This is a genomic window from Streptomyces sp. NPDC088810 (assembly GCF_044750305.1).
Classification (GTDB): Bacteria; Actinomycetota; Actinomycetes; order Streptomycetales; family Streptomycetaceae; genus Streptomyces.
On sequence record NZ_JBIVJQ010000003.1, the window covers coordinates 163458 to 183867 of the forward strand.

General features: G+C 72.2%; 20 protein-coding genes and 1 pseudogene. 9 read left to right on the plus strand and 12 right to left on the minus strand.

All coding sequences use genetic code 11. The annotated features are described in order from the left end of the window. On the minus strand, positions 1-1239 hold the full coding sequence (locus ACIP4Y_RS11605) for a MurT ligase domain-containing protein (RefSeq protein WP_358644392.1): 1239 nt from the start codon (positions 1237-1239) through the stop codon (positions 1-3). Positions 1240-1391: 152 nt separating this feature from the next. On the opposite strand from ACIP4Y_RS11605, the gene def reads away from it, so the two are divergent. Continuing rightward, positions 1392-1946, plus strand: a complete 555-nt coding sequence (gene def, locus ACIP4Y_RS11610) for a peptide deformylase (RefSeq protein WP_358644394.1) — start codon at positions 1392-1394, stop codon at positions 1944-1946. A 15-nt stretch (positions 1947-1961) separates the two neighbouring features. On the opposite strand, the gene ACIP4Y_RS11615 is transcribed toward def, so the two are convergent. Then, a complete protein-coding gene (locus ACIP4Y_RS11615; RefSeq protein ID WP_401391073.1) occupies positions 1962-2606 on the minus strand; it encodes a TetR family transcriptional regulator in 645 nt (214 codons plus the stop codon). Positions 2607-2776: 170 nt separating this feature from the next. Between ACIP4Y_RS11615 and ACIP4Y_RS11620 the strand changes: the two genes are divergently transcribed. Further along, entirely contained in the window at positions 2777-4006 is a 1230-nt protein-coding gene (locus ACIP4Y_RS11620) for an acyl-CoA dehydrogenase family protein (protein WP_401391076.1), read from the plus strand. 18 nt (positions 4007-4024) lie between these two features. On the opposite strand, the gene ACIP4Y_RS11625 is transcribed toward ACIP4Y_RS11620, so the two are convergent. The 8 genes from ACIP4Y_RS11625 to ACIP4Y_RS11660 form a co-directional block, all read right to left on the minus strand. Then, positions 4025-4546, minus strand: a complete 522-nt coding sequence (locus tag ACIP4Y_RS11625) for a cupin domain-containing protein (protein WP_401391079.1) — start codon at positions 4544-4546, stop codon at positions 4025-4027. Positions 4547-4553: 7 nt separating this feature from the next. After that, positions 4554-5771 carry a cytochrome P450 gene (locus tag ACIP4Y_RS11630; RefSeq protein WP_401391082.1) on the minus strand — a complete coding sequence of 406 codons (1218 nt, stop codon included), beginning with the start codon at positions 5769-5771 and terminating at the stop codon, positions 4554-4556. Further along, positions 5768-6832 (minus strand): type III polyketide synthase, encoded by a 1065-nt coding sequence (locus tag ACIP4Y_RS11635; RefSeq protein WP_401391085.1) that lies wholly within the window; start codon positions 6830-6832, stop codon positions 5768-5770. Before ACIP4Y_RS11635 ends, ACIP4Y_RS11630 begins: the two co-directional genes overlap by 4 nt. A 174-nt stretch (positions 6833-7006) precedes the next feature. Continuing rightward, positions 7007-7240, minus strand: a complete 234-nt coding sequence (locus ACIP4Y_RS11640) for a DUF6213 family protein (RefSeq protein WP_030340034.1) — start codon at positions 7238-7240, stop codon at positions 7007-7009. A 26-nt stretch (positions 7241-7266) separates the two neighbouring features. Beyond that, positions 7267-8652 carry an NADP-dependent succinic semialdehyde dehydrogenase gene (locus tag ACIP4Y_RS11645; protein ID WP_358644403.1) on the minus strand — a complete coding sequence of 462 codons (1386 nt, stop codon included), beginning with the start codon at positions 8650-8652 and terminating at the stop codon, positions 7267-7269. 75 nt (positions 8653-8727) lie between these two features. Continuing rightward, entirely contained in the window at positions 8728-9201 is a 474-nt protein-coding gene (locus ACIP4Y_RS11650; protein ID WP_401391090.1) for an NUDIX domain-containing protein, read from the minus strand. Continuing rightward, on the minus strand, positions 9198-10736 hold the full coding sequence (locus ACIP4Y_RS11655) for an ATP-dependent DNA ligase (RefSeq protein ID WP_401391093.1): 1539 nt from the start codon (positions 10734-10736) through the stop codon (positions 9198-9200). Before ACIP4Y_RS11655 ends, ACIP4Y_RS11650 begins: the two co-directional genes overlap by 4 nt. A 42-nt stretch (positions 10737-10778) precedes the next feature. Further along, positions 10779-11720, minus strand: coding sequence for an NAD(P)/FAD-dependent oxidoreductase (locus ACIP4Y_RS11660; protein WP_401391095.1), 942 nt, complete (start codon positions 11718-11720; stop codon positions 10779-10781). A gap of 65 nt (positions 11721-11785) precedes the next feature. On the opposite strand from ACIP4Y_RS11660, the gene ACIP4Y_RS11665 reads away from it, so the two are divergent. The 6 genes from ACIP4Y_RS11665 (at position 11786) to ACIP4Y_RS11690 (ending at position 16992) form a co-directional block, all read left to right on the plus strand. After that, positions 11786-12358, plus strand: coding sequence for an XRE family transcriptional regulator (locus ACIP4Y_RS11665; protein WP_358644410.1), 573 nt, complete (start codon positions 11786-11788; stop codon positions 12356-12358). A gap of 86 nt (positions 12359-12444) precedes the next feature. After that, entirely contained in the window at positions 12445-13416 is a 972-nt protein-coding gene (locus ACIP4Y_RS11670; protein WP_401391097.1) for an NADPH:quinone oxidoreductase family protein, read from the plus strand. Then, complete coding sequence (locus ACIP4Y_RS11675) at positions 13413-14594, plus strand: acyl-CoA dehydrogenase family protein (protein ID WP_401391100.1); 1182 nt, start codon at positions 13413-13415, stop codon at positions 14592-14594. Before ACIP4Y_RS11670 ends, ACIP4Y_RS11675 begins: the two co-directional genes overlap by 4 nt. Next, positions 14591-15679 (plus strand): acyl-CoA dehydrogenase family protein, encoded by a 1089-nt coding sequence (locus tag ACIP4Y_RS11680; protein ID WP_401391103.1) that lies wholly within the window; start codon positions 14591-14593, stop codon positions 15677-15679. The genes ACIP4Y_RS11675 and ACIP4Y_RS11680 overlap by 4 nt, the downstream gene beginning before the upstream one ends. A 157-nt stretch (positions 15680-15836) precedes the next feature. Beyond that, positions 15837-16694: a phosphatidylinositol-specific phospholipase C/glycerophosphodiester phosphodiesterase family protein gene (locus ACIP4Y_RS11685; RefSeq protein WP_401391106.1), complete on the plus strand. Its 858-nt coding sequence runs from the start codon at positions 15837-15839 to the stop codon at positions 16692-16694. Positions 16695-16797: 103 nt separating this feature from the next. Further along, a complete protein-coding gene (locus tag ACIP4Y_RS11690) occupies positions 16798-16992 on the plus strand; it encodes a hypothetical protein (protein ID WP_358644418.1) in 195 nt (64 codons plus the stop codon). A 10-nt stretch (positions 16993-17002) separates the two neighbouring features. Here the strand turns inward: ACIP4Y_RS11690 and ACIP4Y_RS11695 are convergent, their stop codons facing one another. Further along, on the minus strand, positions 17003-18193 hold the full coding sequence (locus ACIP4Y_RS11695) for a phosphodiester glycosidase family protein (RefSeq protein WP_401391110.1): 1191 nt from the start codon (positions 18191-18193) through the stop codon (positions 17003-17005). A gap of 125 nt (positions 18194-18318) precedes the next feature. After that, positions 18319-18486, minus strand: a pseudogene (locus ACIP4Y_RS11700) (DUF779 domain-containing protein); the annotation flags it as partial. A 245-nt stretch (positions 18487-18731) separates the two neighbouring features. Between ACIP4Y_RS11700 and ACIP4Y_RS11705 the strand changes: the two are divergent. Next, positions 18732-20333 (plus strand): TROVE domain-containing protein, encoded by a 1602-nt coding sequence (locus ACIP4Y_RS11705; protein WP_401391113.1) that lies wholly within the window; start codon positions 18732-18734, stop codon positions 20331-20333. Positions 20334-20410: the final 77 nt, after the last annotated feature.

Below are 20410 nucleotides of genomic sequence, written 5' to 3' on the forward strand. Positions count from 1 at the left end.
TCAGTTGCCGACGCGGCGGCGCAGGTCCTGGAACGCGGTGTAGTTCGCGATGACCTCGATCCGGCCCGGCGGGCACATCTGCACGGCCTGGTCGAGGTTGTCGCAGACCTGGAAGTGCTGGTTCGCCACCTCCAGACGGACGGCGAGGTCCAGCTTCCGGTCGCCGATGACGAAGATCGGGTGGCCGGTCAGCCGGGTGTAGTCGACGTCCCACAGCCAGGAGGTGTCGGTGCCGTCGGCGCCGCGGGCGTTCACGGACAGGATCACCGGCGCGGGCGGCGGGTCGATCAGGGAGAACGTCTCCAGCCAGCCGGCCGGGTTCTTGGCCAGCAGCAGTCTGAGGTCGCGGTTCTGGAACTGGACGACGTCGTACCGGCCGGCCACCGCCTGCACCTGGTACATCCGCTCCAGGGCGACCTGCGGCGGCACCCCGAAGACGGCGGCGACGGCCGCGGAGGAGGCGGCGTTCGCCTTGTTGGCACGGCCCGGCAGCTGCAGGTGGATCGGCCAGGCGGACCCGTGCGGGTCCAGCACGTGGTCCCCGGACAGCGCCCAGGTCGGCGTGGGCCGGCGGAAGCCGCACTCACCGCAGAACCAGTCGTCGCCGGGGCGCTGCATCACGCCACCGCACGACGGGCAGGACCAGGCGTCGTCCTTCCACATCTGCCCGGCAGCGACCCAGATCACATTCGCGGAGGAGGACGCGGCCCACACCACCAGCGGGTCGTCGCAGTTGGCGACGACGACTGCCTTGGAGCCGGCCAGGCCCTCCCGCCAGTTCTCGGCGAGCATCCGGGTCTCGGCGGCCCGGTCCAGCTGGTCCCGGGAGAGGTTCAGCAGGGCGATGCACTTGGGGGCGGTGTCCCGGGCCACTCCGGCCAGGTACTTCTCGTCCACCTCGATGACGCCGAACTTCGCGTCCGAGCCGCCCGCCAGCGCCGAGGTGATACCGGCCGGCATGTTGGCGCCGAGCGCGTTCGACACGACCGGGCCCGCGGCGCGCAGCGCCTCCGCGATGAGCCGGGTGGTCGTGGTCTTGCCGTTGGTGGCCGACACCAGGACGACGTCCAGGTTCTGGGCGAGCCGCCCGAGCAGATCGGGGTCGAGTTTCAGCGCGACCCGGCCACCGATCACCGACCCGCTGCCGCGTCCTGCGGCGCGCGATGCCGCAGCGACCGCCTTGCCCGCGGTCACGGCCAGCTTGGCCCGCGGCGAGAGCGGGTCCGAGTTGCCTGCCATCAGTTCTCGATCCTCCTTGCGTACGCGCCGCGCCTGGGGCCATCCGGCAACGTGGTGTGAACCTCAGCCTATCGAGATCCATTCCCACACCCGAATCCCGGTCCAGGCCCTGAGCGGCGGGCATGAGCTGAACGAACCGTACCCTTGCCGCCATGCGACACGGTTCCATTCCGGGCGCCCACGGGCGCGTCCGGCCCCTCACCCTGCTCGGCGACGCGGCGCTGCGCGAGCCCTGCCGGGACGTCACCGACTTCGGCCCCGGCCTCGCGGCCCTCGTGGAGGACCTGTTCGCCACGATGTACGCGGCGCAGGGGGTGGGCCTGGCAGCCAACCAGATCGGGGTCGGTTTGCGGGTGTTCGTGTACGACTGTCCCGACGACGAGGACGTCCGCCACCTCGGCCATGTGGTGAACCCACGGCTGGTCGAGGCCGACGGTGTGGTGATCCGGGGTCCGGAGGGCTGCCTGTCCCTGCCGGGCCTGGAGGCGGGAACCGAGCGCTACGACCACGCGGTGGTCGAGGGCCTCACGATGACGGGAGACCCGGTCACCGTCCACGGCACCGGCTTCTTTGCCCGATGCCTGCAACACGAGTGCGACCACCTGGAGGGCCGCGTGTATGCGGACCACCTCACGGGGTGGCGGAAGCGCCAATTGATGAGAAAGGTCTCCAGAGCGTCCTGGAACCGGGCGGGCACACCGGCCTGAGGGGTGCGGGGGCCGTCAGAACCCCGGACCCCCCATCCTGTCGCCCGCAGCCGCAAGGCGACCCCACAGCAGATCGGCGAGGGACCGCACCAACTCGGCCCGGGAGCAGGGTCGTTCGCCCAGCCACCAGTCACCCGCGGCATGCATCATCCCGACGATCCCGTGCCCCCAGACCCGGGCCAGCTGCTGACTCTCCGGGCCCAGGTCGACCCGCTCCTCGATGACCTGGGCCAGCTCCTCGCCCATCCGCCGGAGCAGCGGAGCGCTGTGCTTGCCGACGTCGAAACCCTGGTCGCCCCCGGTGCTGCCTTCCGCCGGGTGCATCAGGAACCGGTACACCTGGGGCCGCGCCTCGATCGCGGCGAGGTAGGTGTCCAGCGTCGACTCGACCCGCTCGCGCCGGTCGGCGGGTGCGTCGAGGGCCGCCCGCAGGGAGTCGAGCAGCGCGTCGGTGTGCCGCTTGGCGAGCGCCGCGTAAAGTCCGCCCTTGTCGCCGAAGTGCCGGTAGAGGATCGGCTTCGTGATACCCGCTTCCGCCGCGATCGCGTTCATCGACGCCTGCGGGCCGTCGCGCAGCACCACCCGGTCGGCGGCCTCCAGCAGCTCGCGCCGTCGGCGGTCGGCGGACCGCTGCTGCTCGGTCCGCTGCGTGGTGTCCATGTGCTCTCCCCACCCGTGCTGATTCGGTGACGCCTGCGCAAACTAACACTGACCGTGGCCCTGACATCGAACGGGATGCTGAGGTGTCATCACCGGTTGACTTTTCCTACCGATCAGTAACACACTCGGGTTACCGCTAGTAACATCGCACTGCCGCAGCTGGAGGGGACATGGCCGAGTTCACCATGGAGCTGAACGAGGAACAGAGGGAAGTACGCGACTGGCTCCATGGCTTCGCCGCGGAGGTGATCCGTCCCGCGGCGGCCGAGTGGGACGAGCGCGAGGAGACGCCCTGGCCGGTCATCCAGGAGGCCGCGAAGGTCGGCATCTACTCCCTCGACTTCTACGCGCAGCAGTACTTCGACCCCACCGGTCTCGGCATCCCGATGGCCATGGAGGAGCTGTTCTGGGGCGACGCGGGCATCGCCCTGTCCATTGTGGGCACCGGACTCGCCGCCGTGGGCGTCCTCGCCAACGGAACCGAGGAGCAGATCGGCACCTGGATTCCGCAGATGTACGGCGACCAGAACGATGTCAAGGTCGCCGCGTTCTGCTCCTCCGAGCCGGACGCCGGCTCCGACGTCGCCTCCATGCGCACGCGTGCGGTGTACGACGAGGCCAAGGACGAGTGGGTGATCAACGGCACGAAGACCTGGGCGACCAACGGCGGCATCGCCAACGTCCACGTCGTCGTCGCCGTGGTCGACCCGGAGCTGGGCTCCAAGGGCCACGCCTCCTTCATCGTCCCGCCGGGTACGGCCGGTCTGTCCCAGGGCCAGAAGTTCAAGAAGCACGGCATCCGCGCCTCGCACACCGCCGAGGTCATCCTCGACAACGTCCGGGTGCCCGGCTCCTGCCTGCTCGGCGGCAAGGAGAAGCTGGACGAGCGGCTGGCCCGGGCCCGGGAGAGGGCGAAGGCCTCCGGCGGGGAGAGGGTCAAGAACGCGGCGATGGCCACGTTCGAGGCGTCCCGCCCGGCCGTCGGCGCCATGGCGGTCGGCACCGCCCGGGCCGCGTACGAGGTCGCCCTGGACTACGCCAGGACCCGGGAGCAGTTCGGCCGGCCGATCATCGACAACCAGGGCGTCGCCTTCCAGCTCGCCGACATGCGGACGCAGATCGACGCCGCGCGTCTGCTGGTGTGGCGGGCGTCCTGGATGGCGGTCAACGGCAAGCCGTTCACCGCGGCCGAGGGTTCCATGTCCAAGCTGTTCGCCAGCGAGACCGCCAAGAAGGTGACCGCGCAGGCGATACAGATCCTCGGCGGCAACGGGTACACCCGTGAGTACCCCGTCGAGCGGATGCACCGGGACGCGGCGATCTATACGATCTTCGAGGGCACCAGCGAGATCCAGCGGCTCGTCATCGCCCGGACCCTGTCCGGGATGCCGATCCGGTAGCTCCGGGAGGCGGGAGCCTCACCGGTGTCTGAGAGGCGTGAGTTGCTCGATGTCGTACTTGGCCCGTAGCGCCTCGATCGCCTCCTGGTCCGGCGGCCCGCCGTCGGCCAGGATCTCCAGCAGCTCCTCGAAGTAGCGCTCGTGGTCCGGTGGGGGAGAGGCCTGGAAGAACATCTTGGCCGGGCTCTCCGTCGGATTCGCGAAGGCGTGCGGGCAGCCCGGTGGTACGACGATGACCGTGCCCGGTGTCGCGCGGACCACCCGGCTGCCCGAACGTGACTCCCACTTCCGCCAGTTGTCGGGGGTGCGGACACGCGGCTCGAAGGCGAGGACGTCCAGCTCGCCTTCGAGGACGTAGAACAGCTCCTCGCTGCGCGTGTGCACATGGGCGCCCACGTCGAAGCCGGGCGGGACCTCCACCTCGAAGGTGGAGGCCATCCGCGAGTGGGTGCCGGTGACCTTGAAGGTCACCCGCTGGGCCGGGGTCGCCACGACGCGGCCGTGGCCCGGTGGCACGTACAGTCCCTCGGTCTCGGTCATGAGCGGCTCACCAGGTCACCGGGAGGGATTCGGGCCCGCGGATCAACGCACCCTTGTGGAAGGTGACCTGGTCCGGTGGTACGGCCAGTCTCAGTCCCGGGATACGGTCCAGCAGGGTGTCCATCAGGAGTTCCTCCTCGAGTCGGGCCAGCATGCCGCCGGGGCAGTAGTGCGGGCCGAAGCCGAACGCCACGTGCGGGTTCGGGCTGCGGGAGAAGTCGATGGTGTCCGGGTCGGTGAAGACGGCCGGGTCGCGGTTGGCGGCCAGGTAGGAGACGTAGACCGGGTCGCCGGCGCGGATGCGGACGCCGCCGATCTCCACGTCCTGCAGGGCGATCCGGGACAGGCCGACCGCGTTGCGGTGCGGGATCCAGCGCAGGAGTTCGTCGATCGCCCGGGGGCGCAGCTCCGGCTCCGCGCGCAGCCGCTTCAGCAGGCCGGGGCGGGTCAGCAGCAGGTAGAACATCTGCCCGCTGTTGTTGGTGACCGCCTCGCCGCCGATCTGGAGCAGGACGGCGAGGCCGACGGCCTCCTCCGGCGTGACCTCGCCCCGGCCCACGGCGGCGCCGAGGAGCGAGGTGACGTCCTCGCCGGTGCTGTTCCCGCGCAGTGCGATCAGGTCGGCGAAGTAGGCGCTCATCTCCTGCTTGGCCGTCTCGCTGACGTTCTTGCCGTGGGCGGCGGACAGGATCAGCTGGGTCCAGGTGTGCATGCTGTGCCGGTCGCCTGCCGGGACGCCCATCAGCTCGCAGATCACCGCGATCGGGAACGGGCCGAGGACGGCCGCCGTGAGATCCGCGGGCGGACCGCCCTGGAGCAGGTCGTCGACCAGCTCGGCCAGCACGGCGCGGGCCCGGACGCGGACCCGCTCGACGCCCTTCGCCGTGAAGGCGGCGGCGACCGAGCGGCGCAGCCGGGTGTGGTCGGGCGGGTCGAGGAAGCCGACCGCGTCCCGGTCGGGGATGAAGTGCGGCGCGAGCCGGGTGACCTGCCGGTCCCTGACCGCCGCCCGGCTGAACCGGGGGTCGTTGGTCACGCTGCGTACGTCGTCGTACCGGGTGACCAGCCAGGCCCAGCCCTCGCCGTTGGGCAGCTGGACCCGGGTGACCGGGCCCTCGGCCATCAGCTCCGCCAGCACCGGGTCGAAATCCGTTCCGGTGAGGTCGAGCGCCGGCCAGTGCCGGACCGGGGGCCGGGTCTCGGGGAGCGTGGCCTGCTCGATCATCGGGTGTCCCCGTCGGCGTTGACCCAGCGGCCCACCGTCATCTCGGCGGTGATACCCGGGCCGAAGCCGGCGAGCAGTCCACGGGCGCGCTCCTCGGCGCCGCCGTCGTCGAAGAGCCGGCGCAGCGCGTCCAGGACGACGGCGCTGGCGATGTTGCCGTACTCGGTGAGCGTGGCGCGGCTGAACCGGAAGGCGTGCGGGTCGACCTGCAGGAACGTGCTGAGGTCGTCGAGTATTCGGGGGCCGCCCGCGTGGATGATGTAGAAGTCCAGGTCGGACGCGTCCCAGCCGTGGCTGCCCGCCAGGTCCTTCAGCGCCGGGGCGAGCGGCTCCATCGTCGTCGGCACCCGCTTGTCGAGCAGGAAGTGGAAGCCGGTCGCCCGGACGTCGTAGGCGATCCAGTCCTCCGTCTTCGGGATCAGGTACGAGCCGTTGCGTTCCAGCCGGACACCCGTGCCGCCGCTCCCGCGCACCACCGCCGCGGCGATGCCGTCGCCGAACAGGCCGTTGGAGAGCAGCGAGCCGACCCCGAGGTCGGTGGGCTGGTAGCACAGGGAGCAGAATTCGCAGGCCACGATCAGCGCGTTGGCGTGCGGATAGGCCGAGCAGAAGTCGTGGGCCCGGTTGATCGCCGCCCCGCCGGCCGCACAGCCCAGCTGGGCGATCGGGAGCTGGCGGGTGGTGCTGTCGAAGTCCATCTCGTTGATCAGCCAGGCCGTCAGCGAGGGCATCATGAAGCCCGTACACGACACATAGATGATCACGTCGATGTCGCTGGTCAGCAGCTCCGCGTCGTCCAGCGCGCGCTGGATCACCGCGGGGACCCGCGCCTTGGCCTCGGCCTCGTAGAGCTTGTTGCGCTCCTCGAAGCCCGGGTGCTTCAGGGTCTCCTCGATGGGCTGCACGATGTGCCGCGTCCTGACGCCGGTGTTCTCGATGAGCCTCAGCGCCAGTGGCAGTTGGGGGTGGTCCGGGTGGCGGGAGCGCGCCAGCTCCAGCGTCTGCTCCATCGTGATCACGTGCTCCGGGACCGACACCGAGGGTCTGCACAAAGTCGCCATGAACCGTCCCTGCTTTCCGCTGTCCGGAAGGTGGTCCACACCTTTTGGGTGCTCCACCCACCGTCACCCGGCAGGACGACGATCTCGCGCTGGATTACTCCGAACCGGGGACCCCGGCGTCAGGCTCGAAGGGCGATTCATGCCGCCGGACGAGGGAAAACACGGGCACGGCCGTTACGGCGCCCCGCTGCTGTGCGCGATGCAGGCGACGTCGATGCGGTCCGCCAGTTTCGCCAGCTCGATGGTCAGCGCGGCGACCGTGTCCTCGTCCAGCACCTGCTCCCCGGCCTCGACCAGATGCAGCCACCGCGCACCCACGGTCCGCAACAACTTACTCACGTCGGCCGCGGCCACCTGCAAGGTACCGCGGTCGTCGACGATCAGAGGCAGGGTCACTTCGCGGTTCACAAAACGGGATGGTAGCCGCGCAGCGCTCACGCACCCTGCCAAACCGTGGTGATGTTGCAGAACTCCCGGATTCCGTGCCCGGACAGCTCACGCCCGTACCCGGACCGCTTCACCCCGCCGAACGGGAACGCCGGATGGGAGGCGGTCATCCCGTTGACGTACACGGCACCGGCCTCCAGGTCCCGCGCGAACCGCTCCACCTCGTTCTCGTCCCGCGTCCACACGTTCGAACTCAGCCCGAACAGCGTGTCGTTGGCGATCAGCACGGCCTCGTCCAGGTCGCCTGCCCGGTACAGCGTGGCGACCGGTCCGAACGCCTCCTCGCGGTGGATGCGCATCTCCCGGGTGATGCCGGACAGGACGGTCGGCGGGTAGTACCAGCCGGGGCCGTCCGGCCGCTGCCCGCCGCACAGCACTCCGGCCCCGCTGCGCCGGGCGTCGTCCACCAGCTCCTCCAGGTCGGTCCTGCCCTGCTCGCTGGCGAGCGGCCCGATCTCGGTGTCCTCCGCCAGCGGGTCGCCGATCTTGAGCGCCTTCATGCCCGCGACGAACTTCTCGGCGAAGGCCTCGTAGACGTCGGTGTGCACGATGAACCGCTTGGCGGCGATGCAGGACTGCCCGTTGTTCTGCACGCGCGCGGTCACCGCGACCTCGGCCGCGCGGTCCACGTCGGCGGAGGGCATGACGACGTAGGGATCGCTGCCGCCCAGCTCCAGCACCGTCTTCTTGATCATCTGGCCGGCGGTGGACGCGACCGCCCGGCCCGCGGGCTCGCTGCCGGTCAGGGTGGCCGCCTTCACGCGCTCGTCGCGCAGGATCTCGTCCACCGCGCCCGAACCGATCAGCAACGTCTGGAAGCAGCCCTCCGGGAAGCCGGCCCGGTGGAACAGGTCCTCCAGATAGAGGGCCGTCTGCGGAACGTTGGACGCGTGCTTGAGCAGGCCCACGTTGCCCGCCATCAGCGCGGGCGCGGCGAACCGGATCACCTGCCACAGCGGGAAGTTCCAGGGCATCACGGCGAGGACCGGGCCGAGCGGCCGGTAGCGGACCCGGACCCGGGAGGCGCCGGAGTCGCGCACGTCCGGCTCGGGGGGCTCCTCGTCGGCCAGCAGCCCCTCGGCGCGTTCCGCGTACCAGCGCATCGCCTTGGCGCACTTCGCGGCCTCCGCGCGGGCCTGCTTGACCGGCTTGCCCATCTCGGTGGTCATGACCCGGCCGATCTCCCGCTGGTCCTCGTCCAGCAGGTCGGCGGCCTTGTTCAGCAGTCGGGCGCGGTCGGCGAACGAGGTCGTCCGGTACGTGCGGAAGGTGGCCTCGGCGAGTTCGAGCCGGCGCTCCAGCTCGTCCTCGTCCATGGGCTCGTACGTCTTGAGCGTCTCGCCGTTCGCCGGGTTCACCGTTGCTATGGGCATGGCTGGCCTCCCTGGGAGCGGGCCTGTCTCGACCTTCGCGCGCGGCACGGCCGACCGCAACGCGTGAGGCTCTGTTCAGCCCGAGTGCTCCGCCAGCCGGTCGAGAAACGCGGCCTGCGCCGTGACGATCACCTCACGGGCCCGGTCCAGACCGAACCACGCCACCCGGTCCAGCTCCGGGAACTCCTGCCTCCGGCCGGACCGCGGCGGCCACTCCATCGTGAAGGTCCCCGGGGTGATCGACTCCGGGTCGAGGTCCGCCGCCACCGCCCACGCCGTGACGATCTTGCCGTTGCGCTGCACGACCTCGCCCAGCGGTACGGCCTCCCCGTCGGGCGGCGCCACCCCCAGCTCCTCCTGGAACTCGCGCCGGGCCGCCTCCCAGGCCGGCTCCTCCGGGTCGTACTCGCCCTTCGGCACCGTCCAGGCTCCCGCCTCCTTCTTCGCCCACAGCGGGCCGCCCATATGGCCGAGCAATACCTCCAGCTCCTGGTCGATGTGCCGGAACAACAGGAGTCCCGCGCTGCGCTTCGTCGTTCGCACCGTCACGGCGTGACCTCCGGGTGGGCTGCCAGCAGGGCCTCCACGGTATCGGCGTCCTCGGGACGCTTGTCCTCGCGGTAGCGGACCACGCGGGCGAAGCGCAGGGTGACGCCGGCCGGGTAGCGGGAGGAGCGCTGGAGGCCGTCGTAGGCGATCTCCACGACGAGTTCGGGGCGGACCCGGACCACCCAGCCGTTGTCCTCGACCGCCAGCTCCTGGAGCCTCTCGGTCTGCCAGGCGAGCATCGCGTCGGTCATGCCCTTGAAGGTCTTGCCGAGCATCGCGAAACCGCCGTCCGGGGCGCGGGCGCCGAGGTGCAGGTTGGACAGCTTGCCGGTGCGGCGGCCGTGGCCCCACTCGGCGGCCAGCACCACCAGGTCGAGCGTGTGCACGGGCTTGACCTTCAGCCAGGACGCGCCGCGTCGGCCCGCGCTGTACGGCGCGTCGAGGGCCTTGGCCACCACGCCCTCGTGGCCGCGGGCCAGGGTGTCGGCGAGGAACCGTTCCGCCTGCGGGATGTCCTGCGGGCCCGAGACCACCGTGCGCCGCACCCGCATCGGCTCGGGCACCAGCCGGGCCAGTTCCGCGTGCCGCTCGGTGAACGGCAGGTCGAGCAGGTCTCGGCCGTCGACCGCGAGGGCGTCGAAGAACACGGGGGAGACCGGGGTCTGCTCGGCGGCCTTCACCACGTCGGTGCGCGAGCCGACCCGGCCCGCCGTCTCCTGGAAGGACCGGGGCCGGCCCGCCGCGTCGAAGGAGATCACCTCCCCGTCCAGGATGAACCGTTCGCCCCGCAACTGAAGGGCGGCGGCCGTCACTTCGGGCAGCCGGTCGGTGATGTCGTCCAGGGTGCGGGTGTGGATCCGAACCGTGTCCCCCTCCCGGTGCACCTGGACCCGGATGCCGTCCAGCTTCTCCTCCACCGCGCAGGCGCCCAGCTTCTCCACCGCCTCGGCTACCGAGGAGGCGCTGTGCGCCAGCATCGGCAGCACGGGCCGGCCGACCGTGAGCCGGAACCGCTCCAGTGATCCGGGCCCCTCGCCGAGCAGGGCCTGTGCCACCGTCTGCAGCGAGCCCGCGAGCATCACGGCCCGCCGTACGTCCGCCGGGTCCGCGCCGGTCGCCTGGGCGAGGCCCTCCACCGCGACCGCGTCCAGGGCGCCCTGCCGGACCTCGCCGGTGAGCAGGCCGAGCAGGAAGCGCTGCTCCTCTTCGGTGGCCGCGCCCATCAGCTCGCCGACGAGCCGGGCCCGCTCCGCCTGGGAACCGGGCCCGGACACCTTGCCCAGCTCGCTCAGCCGGGCGTCGACCTCGCGCACGGTGAGGGACGGTGCGGCGGCCGGCGGTACCGGGCGGCTCAGCACCTTCCAGCCGACCCCGAGGCGCCCCTGCGGCAGGCGTCCCGCCAGATACGGGATGACGATCGGCACGTCGTCCGCCTCCGCGTCCCGGAACAGCTCCGCGAGCAGCGCGGTCTTGCGGGACCGGGCAGCCGTCGCGGCGACCTCCCGGGACACCTGGGCGAGCCGGGTCAGCAGCATGCAGTCATCGTGCCTCATCGCTCCGCCGGGTGCGCGGTTGCCCTACGGGGCGCTGTCGTCGAGGCCGGCCATCAGGAGTTCTGCGTTGATCGCCGCCCCTGCCCGGTAGCCCCGGCTCGCCGCGTTGACCACCTGCTCGGCGAAGCCGCTCGCGTTGCCTGCCGCCCACAGGCCGGGCACGGTCGTCAGGCCCCGTTCGTCGATCACCGGGTAGCTGCCGAACGGGGTCTCGCGCAGCTGCGCGCCCAGCCGGGCCAGGAGGCCGTTGCCCGGGACGGCGCGCGGGGCGGTGTACAGCACCTCGCGGTCGTGGAGCGTGCCGTCCGTGAGCCGGATGCCGGTGAGGCGGTCGTCGGTGACCACCACCTGTGCCACCTCGCCGGGGACGACCGTGACGCCGGCGGCGGCCAGCCGGCGCAGGTCCTCGTCGGTCAGGCCGGACTCGCTCAGCTCGTGCAGGAAGAGCCGTACGTCCTTGGACCACTGGGTGACCATGAGCGCCTGGTGGACGCTCAGCGGTGAGGTGGCGAGGACCCCGGTGGGCAGGTCGCGGAACTCCCAGCCGTGGCAGTAGGGGCAGTGGACCACGTCCCGGCCGAACCGTTCGGCGAGGCCGGGGAGCGGCGGCAGCTCGTCCTTCAGTCCGGTCGCGATCACCAGCTGCCGGGCCCGTACGGTCCGGCCGCCGGCCAGGACGACGGTGAAGTCCCCGCCCTCCTCCCCGGCCGCGTCCACCACCCGGTCCCGGACCAGCTCCACCCCGTACCGGGCGATCTCCTCGCGTCCGACGGCCAGGAACTCGGCCGGGGACATGCCGTCCCGGGACAGATAGCCGTGCATGTGCGCGGACGGCGCGTTGCGCGGCTCGCCCGCGTCGACGACCAGCGTGCGGCGCCGGCAACGGCCCAGGACCAGCGCGGCGGACAGCCCGGCCGCTCCGCCGCCGACGACGACTACTTCATATGCTGCGCTGTTCTCGGTCATGAGGCGACGGTCGCCGCAGCGCTGCGGGATTGACAAACGTATTTGCCGTTCCTGCAATAGGGGCCATGAGTACCGACGACGTACTGGCCGACGTGGGTCCGAGGCTGCGCCGCATCCGCAAGGAGCGGGAGGTGACCCTCGCCGCGCTGTCCGAGGCCACCGGGATCTCGGTGAGCACGCTCTCCCGGCTGGAGTCCGGCCTGCGCAAGCCCAGCCTCGAACTGCTGCTGCCGATCGCCCAGGCCCACCAGGTGCCGCTGGACGAGCTGGTCGGAGCGCCGCCGGTCGGGGACCCGCGGGTGCGGTCCAAGCCGATCGTCCGCGGCGGGCGCACCCACTGGCCGCTGACCCGCCAGCCCGGCGGCCTCCAGGCCTTCAAGGTCCTCGAACCCCAGCGCAGGCAGGAGCCCGAGCCGCGGACCCACGAGGGTTACGAGTGGCTCTACGTCCTCGCGGGCCGGCTCCGCCTGGTCCTCGGTGAGCACGACGTCGTGCTGTCCGCGGGCGAGGCGGCCGAGTTCGACACCCGGGTGCCGCACTGGTTCGGGTCGACGGGGGAGGGGCCGGTGGAGTTCCTGAGCCTGTTCGGGCCGCAGGGGGAGCGGATGCACGTACGGGCGCGGCCCGCCCGCAAGTGACCCACGCTACTGTTCCCTGATCGGCAAGCGACCGCTTAGTATGCCGTCGAGCCCGGTCAGACGAAGCAGTCCCGTGGAGGCCCCGCATGCAGGCATGGCAAGTGCACGAGAACGGCGAGCCGAGCGAGGTGATGCGCCTGGCGGAGGTGGAGCGGCCCACGCCCGCCGACGGCCAGGTGCTGCTGCGGGTGCGCGCCGCCAACATCAACTTCCCGGACGCGCTGCTGTGCCGGGGCGAGTACCAGGTACGACCGCCGCTGCCCTTCACGCCGGGCGTGGAGATCTGCGGCGAGACCGAGGACGGCCGCCGGGTGATCGCCAACCCGGCACTGCCCCACGGCGGTTTCGCCGAGTACGCCCTCGCCGACGCCCGCGCCCTGCTCCCCGCGCCCGAGTCGCTGGACGACGCCGAGGCGGCCGCCCTGCACATCGGCTACCAGACCGGCTGGTTCGGCCTGCACCGCCGTGCCCGCCTGGAGGCCGGCGAGACCCTTCTGGTGCACGCCGCCGCCGGTGGCGTGGGCAGCGCCGCCGTACAGCTCGGCAAGGCGGCCGGCGCCACGGTGATCGGGGTCGTGGGCGGCGCGGACAAGGCCGCCGTCGCCCGGGAGCTGGGCTGTGACGTGGTGGTCGACCGGCGCGCCGAGGACGTCGTCGCCGCCGTGAAGGAGGCCACCGGAGGCCGGGGCGCCGACGTGATCTACGACCCCGTCGGCGGTGCGGCCTACGCCCAGTCCGCGAAGCTCGTCGCCTTCGAGGGCCGGATCGTCGTCGTCGGCTTCGCCAGCGGCACCATCCCGAGCCCCGCCCTCAACCACGCCCTGGTGAAGAACTACTCGATCCTCGGCCTGCACTGGGGCCTGTACAACACCAAGAACCCGAAGCTGGTCCGGCACTGCCACGAACAGCTCACCGAGCTGGCCGCGCGGGGCGCCGTCAAACCGCTGGTGAGCGAGCGCGTCCCGCTCGCCGGCGCGGCCGGTGCCGTGCAGCGGGTCGCCGACGGAGTGACCACCGGCCGGGTCGCCGTCCTACTGGAGAACGGAGCCGCCGCATGACCGACGCCGAAGACCTGCGCCGCCGCACCCGGGAGCTGCTCGCGCAGCATCCCCCCGCGAGCACCGACCGCCTGGACTTCCTCAGGGCCCGCTTCGACGCCGGCCTCGCCTGGGTGCACTACCCCGAGGGCCTCGGCGGCCTCGGCGCCCCGCGTTCCCTCCAGGGCGTCGTGGACGCCGAACTGGAGGCCGCCGGCGCCCCCGACAACGACCCCCGGCGCATCGGCATCGGCCTCGGCATGGCCGCGCCGACGATCCTCAAGTACGGCACCGAGGAGCAGAAGCGGCGCTATCTGCGGCCCCTGTGGACCGGGGAGGAGGTCTGGTGCCAGCTGTTCAGCGAGCCCGGCGCCGGCTCCGACCTGGCCGCGCTCGGCACCCGGGCGGTACGCGAGGGCGACGGCTGGGTGGTCAACGGGCAGAAGGTGTGGACCTCCAGCGCCCATGTCGCCCGCTGGGCCATCCTCATCGCCCGCACCGACCCGGACGTGCCCAAGCACCAGGGCATCACCTACTTCGTCTGCGACATGACCGACCCGGGCGTCGAGGTCCGGCCGCTGCGCCAGATCACCGGCGAGGCCGAGTTCAACGAGGTCTTCCTCACCGACGTCCGCATCCCCGACTCCCGCCGCCTCGGCGAGGTCGGCGACGGCTGGCGGGTCGCCCAGACCACGCTGAACAACGAACGCGTCGCCATCGGCGGCATGGCCCTGCCCCGCGAGGGCGGCATGATCGGACCGGTCGCGCGGACCTGGCGCGAACGCCCGGACCTGCGCACCCACGACCTGCACCAGCGGCTGCTGAAGCTGTGGGTCGAGGCCGAGGTGTCCCGGCTCACCGCCGAACGCCTGCGCCAGCAGCTCACCGTCGGCCAGCCCGGCCCCGAGGGCGCCGGCATGAAGCTCGCCTTCGCCCGCCTCAACCAGGAGATCAGCGGCCTGGAGGTCGAACTCCTCGGTGAGGAAGGCCTGTTGTACGACGACTGGACCATGCGCCGCCCGGAGCTCGTCGACTTCACCGGCCGGGACGCCGGCTACCGCTATCTGCGCTCCAAGGGCAACAGCATCGAGGGCGGGACCAGCGAGGTCCTGCTGAACATCGTCGCCGAGCGCGTCCTGGGCCTGCCCGCCGAGCCGCGCACCGACAAGGACGTCGCCTGGAAGGACCTCGCCCGATGACGGATCTGCTGTACTCCGAGGAGGAAGAGGCGCTGCGGGCCGCCGTCCGCGACCTGCTCACGGACCACTGCGCACCGGCCGACGTGATCGCCCGCAGCGAGTCGGGCACCCCGTTCGACCGTGCCCTGTGGAAGTCCCTCGCCGAGGGCATGGGCCTGGCCGGCCTGCTGGTGCCCGAGGAACAGGGCGGTCAGGGCGCGAACCACCGTGAAGTCGCCGTCGTGATGGAGGAGTTGGGCCGGGCGGTCGCTCCGCTGCCGTACCTGACCAGCGCGGTCGTGGCCACCGAGGCCGTGCTGGCCTGCGGAGACCGGGAGCTGTCGGCGCAGCTTGCCTCCGGGCGCACCATCGGCGTGCTCGCAGTCGGCCTCGCCACGGCCCCGGGCGCCGGCCTCACGGCCGTACGGGTCGAGAACGGCACCCTGCACGGCGAGTTGACGGGGATCGCGGACGCGGCCGTCGCCGACGTGCTGCTCGTCCCGGCCGACGACGGCGGCCTGTACGCCGTCACCGCCGACGCCGTCACCGCCGACGCCGTCACCGTCACCCCGCAGGTCTCCCTGGACCTGACCCGCCCGCTCGCCACCGTCACCCTCACCGGCGCGGCCGGCCGCCGCGTCGGCGACGCCGAGCCCGCCGTACGACGTGCCCTGCGCGCCGCCGCCGGACTGCTCGCCTCCGAGCAACTCGGAGTCGCCGACTGGGCGTTGACAGAGACGGTCCGGTACCTGAAGGAGCGCAAGCAGTTCAACCGGGCGGTCGGCGGCTTCCAGGCGCTCAAGCACCGGCTCGCCCAGCTGTGGCTGGAGGTCGTCAACCTCCGGGCCGCCGCCCGCGCCGCCGCCGACGCGCTCGCCTCCGGCGAGGACACCGACATCACGGTGGCCGTCGCCCAGGCCTACGCCGCCCCCGTCGCCGTACGCGCGACCGAGGAGGCGGTGCAACTGCACGGCGGGATCGGCATGACCTGGGAACACCCGGCCCATCTGTACCTGAAGCGGGCCAAGGCGGACTCGATCGCCTACGGTACGGCGGGCGCCCACCGCGAGGCGCTGGCCGAGCTGGCCGACCTCCAGGCACCCTGACCCACCGACGGTGAAGCCCGCCCCGCCCGGGGCGGGCTTCTTCGCGCGTTCTCACGGGCGAAGTGAACAGCACGCCAACTCGCCGCACGACACGCTCCCTTGGGCGTCCGGTGCGCGCATACTCTCCCCGGTCCCCTCACCCCCAGGGAGGCAGTGCATGGCCCTCACCACCCGTCGCAGAGCCCTCACCACCCTCGGCGCCGCCCTCACCGGCACGCTCGCCCCGCCCGTGAGCCGCGCACTGGCCGGCGACCGGAAGCCCCGCCCGCTGTGGCACGCCCACGCCCACAACGACTACGCGCACCCGCGGCCCCTGTACGACGCCCTCGACCACCGCTTCGGCAGCGTCGAAGCCGACATCTTCCTCGTCGGCGACCAACTCCTCGTCGGCCACGAGGCGTCGGACCTCGACCCCTCCCGCACCCTGGAATCCCTCTACCTCGAACCGCTCGTTGCCCGCGTCAGGGCCCACCACGGCTCCGTCTACCGCGGGTCACGCCGTCCGCTGCAGCTCCTCGTCGACATCAAGACCGAGGGCTCCTCGACGTACCTCGAACTCGACCGCCACCTGCGCCGCCACCCGCACCTGTTCACCCGGTACGCGCACGGCCGCGTCCACCCCGGCCCGGTCACCGCGGTCGTCTCCGGCGACCGGGCGGCCCGTACCCCGATGGAGGCACAGACCGAGCGCCGCGCCTTCTACGACGGCCGGCTGACCGACCTCGGCGGCTCCGCCCCGGCCTCCGTCATCCCGCTGATCAGCGACAACTGGACGCAGAACTTCACCTGGACCGGCGCGGGGGCGTTCCCGGACGCCGAGCGGCAGAAGCTGCGGAGCATTACCGGGGCCGCCCACGCGCGCGGGCAGCAGGTCCGGTTCTGGGCCACCCCCGACACCGCCGGCCCGGCCCGGGACGCGCTGTGGGCGGAGCTGCTCGCCGCCGGTGTGGACTACCTCAACACCGACGACCTCGCCGGCCTGGAGGCCTTCCTCGACACCCACCCCTCCGGCTAAGACCACACGATCGGAGGACATGTCAGCAGCCCGGACGAACCCTCCGCTACGCCACACTTGCGGCCGAACGCCGCACATGGGGCGTGGCGGAGGAGGGTTCCCGATGGCCATTTCCATCTCTGTGGTGCTGCTGCTTCTGATCCTGGCCGTGATCTTCATTCGCAACTGCTCGCTGAAGATCTCCCACGCCCTGGTCTGCCTGCTGCTCGGCTTCTACCTGGCCAGCACGAGCATGGCGCCCACCATCCACAGCGGGCTCACCGCGACCGCCGACCTGGTGAGCAGCCTGCGGCCCTGAACACCCGGCTTCACGAGGACGAGAAGACGCCGATGCCGTTGGGCACCGGTCGTTCGGAGCCGCCGCTCGGGTGGTTGCGCACCGACACCGAGGACTGGCCGGAGCCGCGGGTGACCAGTTCGGCCGAGCCGCCGCCGTCGAGGTTGAAGGCGTCGGTGGCCCCCAGGGACCGCATGGTCCGCGCCTCCTCCGCAACGGTCAGGCCGGTGCGGTAGGCCGCGCCACCGTCCAGCGCCAGGAGCAGCAGCTGCCGGCCGCCGTCCTTGAAGCCGACGGCCGTGCGCACCGCCGAGGTGGCGGTGTCCAGGCCGGACAGCGGGGTGCCGTCGCGCAGCACCGGGAAGCCGCCGATCGCGAACGTGTACGGCACCCCGGACGAGGACGCCACCAGGGTGTGCGTGACGTCCACCGGATCACCGACCGACATCTTGCGCAGCTGCTGGGCGCCCGCGTCACGGCCCACCAGGACCGTGGTGCCCGCCGGGATCGTGCCGGTGCCCGGGGCGTCGGAGGCGGAGACCACACGGCCGCCGCGCACCTTCACCTCGTACGTGTCGCTGCTGCACGGCGCCGACCGCCGGCTGTCGGTGCCGCACACGGCCCGCACCCGGGAGGCGCTGCCCCAGCGGGCGGTGAAGGCGCCGACGGAGCCCACCGGGAGCGCGTACTGGTTGAGGCCCTTGAGCGGAAGCTGTCCCTCCGGCGTGTCGACCGAGCCGGTGAGGGAGAGCCGGTCCAGCCGGGCCCGCCTGTCGGTGCCCACCCCGAACACGTCCCGGGTGCTGCCGCCCGGGGGCAGCGCGGGCCCGAACCGCTGGCCCTTCGGCACCGCCGCCTTGAGCACCTCTCCGTCCGCCACCGCCGGTCCGACGGGGGCTCCGGTGGCCTCCACGCCCGGGTGCTGCGTCTCGGTGATGTCGAAGAAGTCCCCGTTCACCCCGGCGACCGCCCCGGCCGAGTCCGCGAGCCGGGAGACCGTCGCCCGGGCCGCCACCGCGCCCGGGTACAGCAGGTCGACGTGGACGTGCGGATCGGCCAGGTCCACCGTGACCAGGTGGGCGCGGGCCGTCCCCGCCGCCGCGGGGACGTCGAAGTGCCGGTAGGTGACGCCCGGTGCGAGCCGTCTGCCCGTGGGTGCGGCACCGGCTGGTGCCGCACCCACCAGGGACGCACCCGCCAGCACACCGAACGCCGTGGCCACCGTGAGAACCGCTCTGCCCGCTGCCGAACGCCTGCGACGTCTCGCCACCCTGCCCCCTGATGCCTTGTCAGCTGATCTGTTCTTAGGGGCAGTGCACCAGAGTCGGGCGGCCGGGTGGCCGACTGGGCGGCGACGACGCCAGATCGGGTGAGAAAACGGACCCCCTCGGGTGCTTCCGGCGAGAAACCGCTGCCCCGTCCCGGCACGACGTCCACCATGAGCCGGCGCACGCCCGCGACGTCCGGCTCGGCCGGCAGCACGTCCGATCCGCCGGTGCGGAACTCGCCGTCGGGCAGCTCGTTAATCGCTGGTGTGCGGACCGGTGACCCTTGTAGGTTGGCTTCGCGACCGCGCCTCCGATGCGCTCGGCTGCGGCTACTTCCTTCTGGCAACCAAGTGACGCCGCCGCCCCTTTGATCTCGGCAGGCGCGGCCGTCCTCGCCCCGTCGGGCCGTATGGCCGGGGCCGACCGATCCTTTGAATCCGGGGGGATTCACTGCCTCGTCACACCCCACGCGTCTCCAAGGTATGGCCCGAGATGCTCGTGGCCCCGCACGTCTCGGCGGCCGCCCGCTCCCTGCACCCGCCACAGCTTCCTCACCGGCCCGCCACGCCGGACTTCCGCACCTACGAGGGCGGCCCGGCCTTCGTCCGGGAGCCCCGCGAAGAGCTGTTCCTCCTCGCGGTCGGCAACTTCGTCTCCCAGCAGACCTTTTACGAGAGCGCGGAGGAGCGGGACGACCGGTACGCCCGACTCGTCGGTGAACTCGCCGTCCAGGACCCGGTGTGGACGGCCGGCCTGCTGCGCTGGCTGCGCGCCGAGGGCAACATGCGCACGGCGTCCCTGGTGGGCGCCGCCGCGTACGTACGAGCCCGGCTCCGGGCCGGCGCGACCGAAGGCCCGTCCAACCGGTCCGTGATCGACTCGGTGCTCCAGCGCGCGGACGAGCCCGGCGAGCTGCTCGCCCACTGGATCTCGGCGTACGGGCGGAAGGTGCCGCAGCCCGTGAAGCGGGGCATCGCCGACGGCGTACGCCGGCTGTACACGTCCCGGTCCCTGCTGAAGTACGACACCGCGTCCAAGGGCTTCCGCTTCGGCGACGTGCTTAACCTGGTGCACGCCTCCCCGGACCCGGACAAGCCCTGGCAGGGCGCCCTCTTCCGGTACGCGCTGGACCGCCGCCACCACCCGGAGCAGGCGGTCCCGCCGGCCTCCGACCGCCTGCTGACCGCCCACCGGGAGCTGATGGAGTCGGCCGCGGACGAGCGGCGGGCGGTGGTGACCGGTCCCGGCGGCCCCGAGCGGCTGGCCGCGGCGGGCATGACCTGGGAGGCCCTGGCGGGCTGGCTCCACGGACCGATGGACGCCGCCGTCTGGGAAGCCGTGATCCCCACGATGGCGCCGATGGCACTCCTGCGGAACCTGCGGAACTTCGACGAGGCGGGGGTCTCGGACGAGGTCGCGGCCCGGGTCGCCGCACGGCTCTCGGACGCCTCCGAGGTCGCCCGGTCCCGGCAGTTCCCCTTCCGCTACCTGGCCGCCCACCGGCACGCGCCGTCGCAGCGCTGGGCAGCCGCACTGGAACGGGCACTGGGCCACTCCCTGGCCAACGTACCCTCCTTGCCCGGCCGGACCCTGATCCTGGTCGACCGGTCCGACTCCATGTTCTGGGACACCGTCTCCGAGCGGTCCAAGCTGACCCGGGCGGACGCGGCGGCCGTGTTCGGCACCGCGCTGGCCCTGCGGGCCGAGCAGGCGGATCTGGTGGAGTTCGGCTGGAACAGCGCACCGGTGCCGTTCGAGCCGGGCGAGCCGGTGCTCGAGGTGCTGAAACGCTTCCGCAGTCTCGGCGGCACCTACACCACGAAGGCGGTGCGGACGCATTACCGGGGACACGACCGGGTCCTGATCGTCACCGACGAACAGGCCGCCCCCTACGACCCCGGCGGCCCGGCCGACCCGGTGCCGGCCGACATCCCTGTCTACACGTGGAACCTGGCGGGGTACCGGCCCGCCCACGGTCCCACGGGCCCCCACCGGCACACCTTCGGCGGCCTCACGGACGCCGCGTTCCGCATGGCCGGTCTCATCGAGGCCGGTCGCGAGGCCGCCTGGCCGTGGACCGCCGAGCCGGCCTGATCGGCCCGGGTCCGCCGGGTGCGTGCACCGTGGTGGGCCGGTGCAGGGCGGGCCGGGCCCTGCTGCGATCATCGGCG

Bases quoted from the DNA above. Each gene is read 5' to 3' on its own strand.
- ACIP4Y_RS11605 (WP_358644392.1), bottom strand. From the start codon at position 1,239: ATGGCAGGCAACTCGGACCCGCTCTCGCCGCGGGCCAAGCTGGCCGTG.
- def (WP_358644394.1), top strand. From the start codon at position 1,392: ATGCGACACGGTTCCATTCCGGGCGCCCACGGGCGCGTCCGGCCCCTC.
- ACIP4Y_RS11615 (WP_401391073.1), bottom strand. From the start codon at position 2,606: ATGGACACCACGCAGCGGACCGAGCAGCAGCGGTCCGCCGACCGCCGA.
- ACIP4Y_RS11620 (WP_401391076.1), top strand. From the start codon at position 2,777: ATGGCCGAGTTCACCATGGAGCTGAACGAGGAACAGAGGGAAGTACGC.
- ACIP4Y_RS11625 (WP_401391079.1), bottom strand. From the start codon at position 4,546: ATGACCGAGACCGAGGGACTGTACGTGCCACCGGGCCACGGCCGCGTC.
- ACIP4Y_RS11630 (WP_401391082.1), bottom strand. From the start codon at position 5,771: ATGATCGAGCAGGCCACGCTCCCCGAGACCCGGCCCCCGGTCCGGCAC.
- ACIP4Y_RS11635 (WP_401391085.1), bottom strand. From the start codon at position 6,832: ATGGCGACTTTGTGCAGACCCTCGGTGTCGGTCCCGGAGCACGTGATC.
- ACIP4Y_RS11645 (WP_358644403.1), bottom strand. From the start codon at position 8,652: ATGCCCATAGCAACGGTGAACCCGGCGAACGGCGAGACGCTCAAGACG.
- ACIP4Y_RS11655 (WP_401391093.1), bottom strand. From the start codon at position 10,736: ATGCTGCTGACCCGGCTCGCCCAGGTGTCCCGGGAGGTCGCCGCGACG.
- ACIP4Y_RS11660 (WP_401391095.1), bottom strand. From the start codon at position 11,720: ATGACCGAGAACAGCGCAGCATATGAAGTAGTCGTCGTCGGCGGCGGA.
- ACIP4Y_RS11665 (WP_358644410.1), top strand. From the start codon at position 11,786: ATGAGTACCGACGACGTACTGGCCGACGTGGGTCCGAGGCTGCGCCGC.
- ACIP4Y_RS11670 (WP_401391097.1), top strand. From the start codon at position 12,445: ATGCAGGCATGGCAAGTGCACGAGAACGGCGAGCCGAGCGAGGTGATG.
- ACIP4Y_RS11675 (WP_401391100.1), top strand. From the start codon at position 13,413: ATGACCGACGCCGAAGACCTGCGCCGCCGCACCCGGGAGCTGCTCGCG.
- ACIP4Y_RS11680 (WP_401391103.1), top strand. From the start codon at position 14,591: ATGACGGATCTGCTGTACTCCGAGGAGGAAGAGGCGCTGCGGGCCGCC.
- ACIP4Y_RS11685 (WP_401391106.1), top strand. From the start codon at position 15,837: ATGGCCCTCACCACCCGTCGCAGAGCCCTCACCACCCTCGGCGCCGCC.
- ACIP4Y_RS11690 (WP_358644418.1), top strand. From the start codon at position 16,798: ATGGCCATTTCCATCTCTGTGGTGCTGCTGCTTCTGATCCTGGCCGTG.
- ACIP4Y_RS11705 (WP_401391113.1), top strand. From the start codon at position 18,732: ATGCTCGTGGCCCCGCACGTCTCGGCGGCCGCCCGCTCCCTGCACCCG.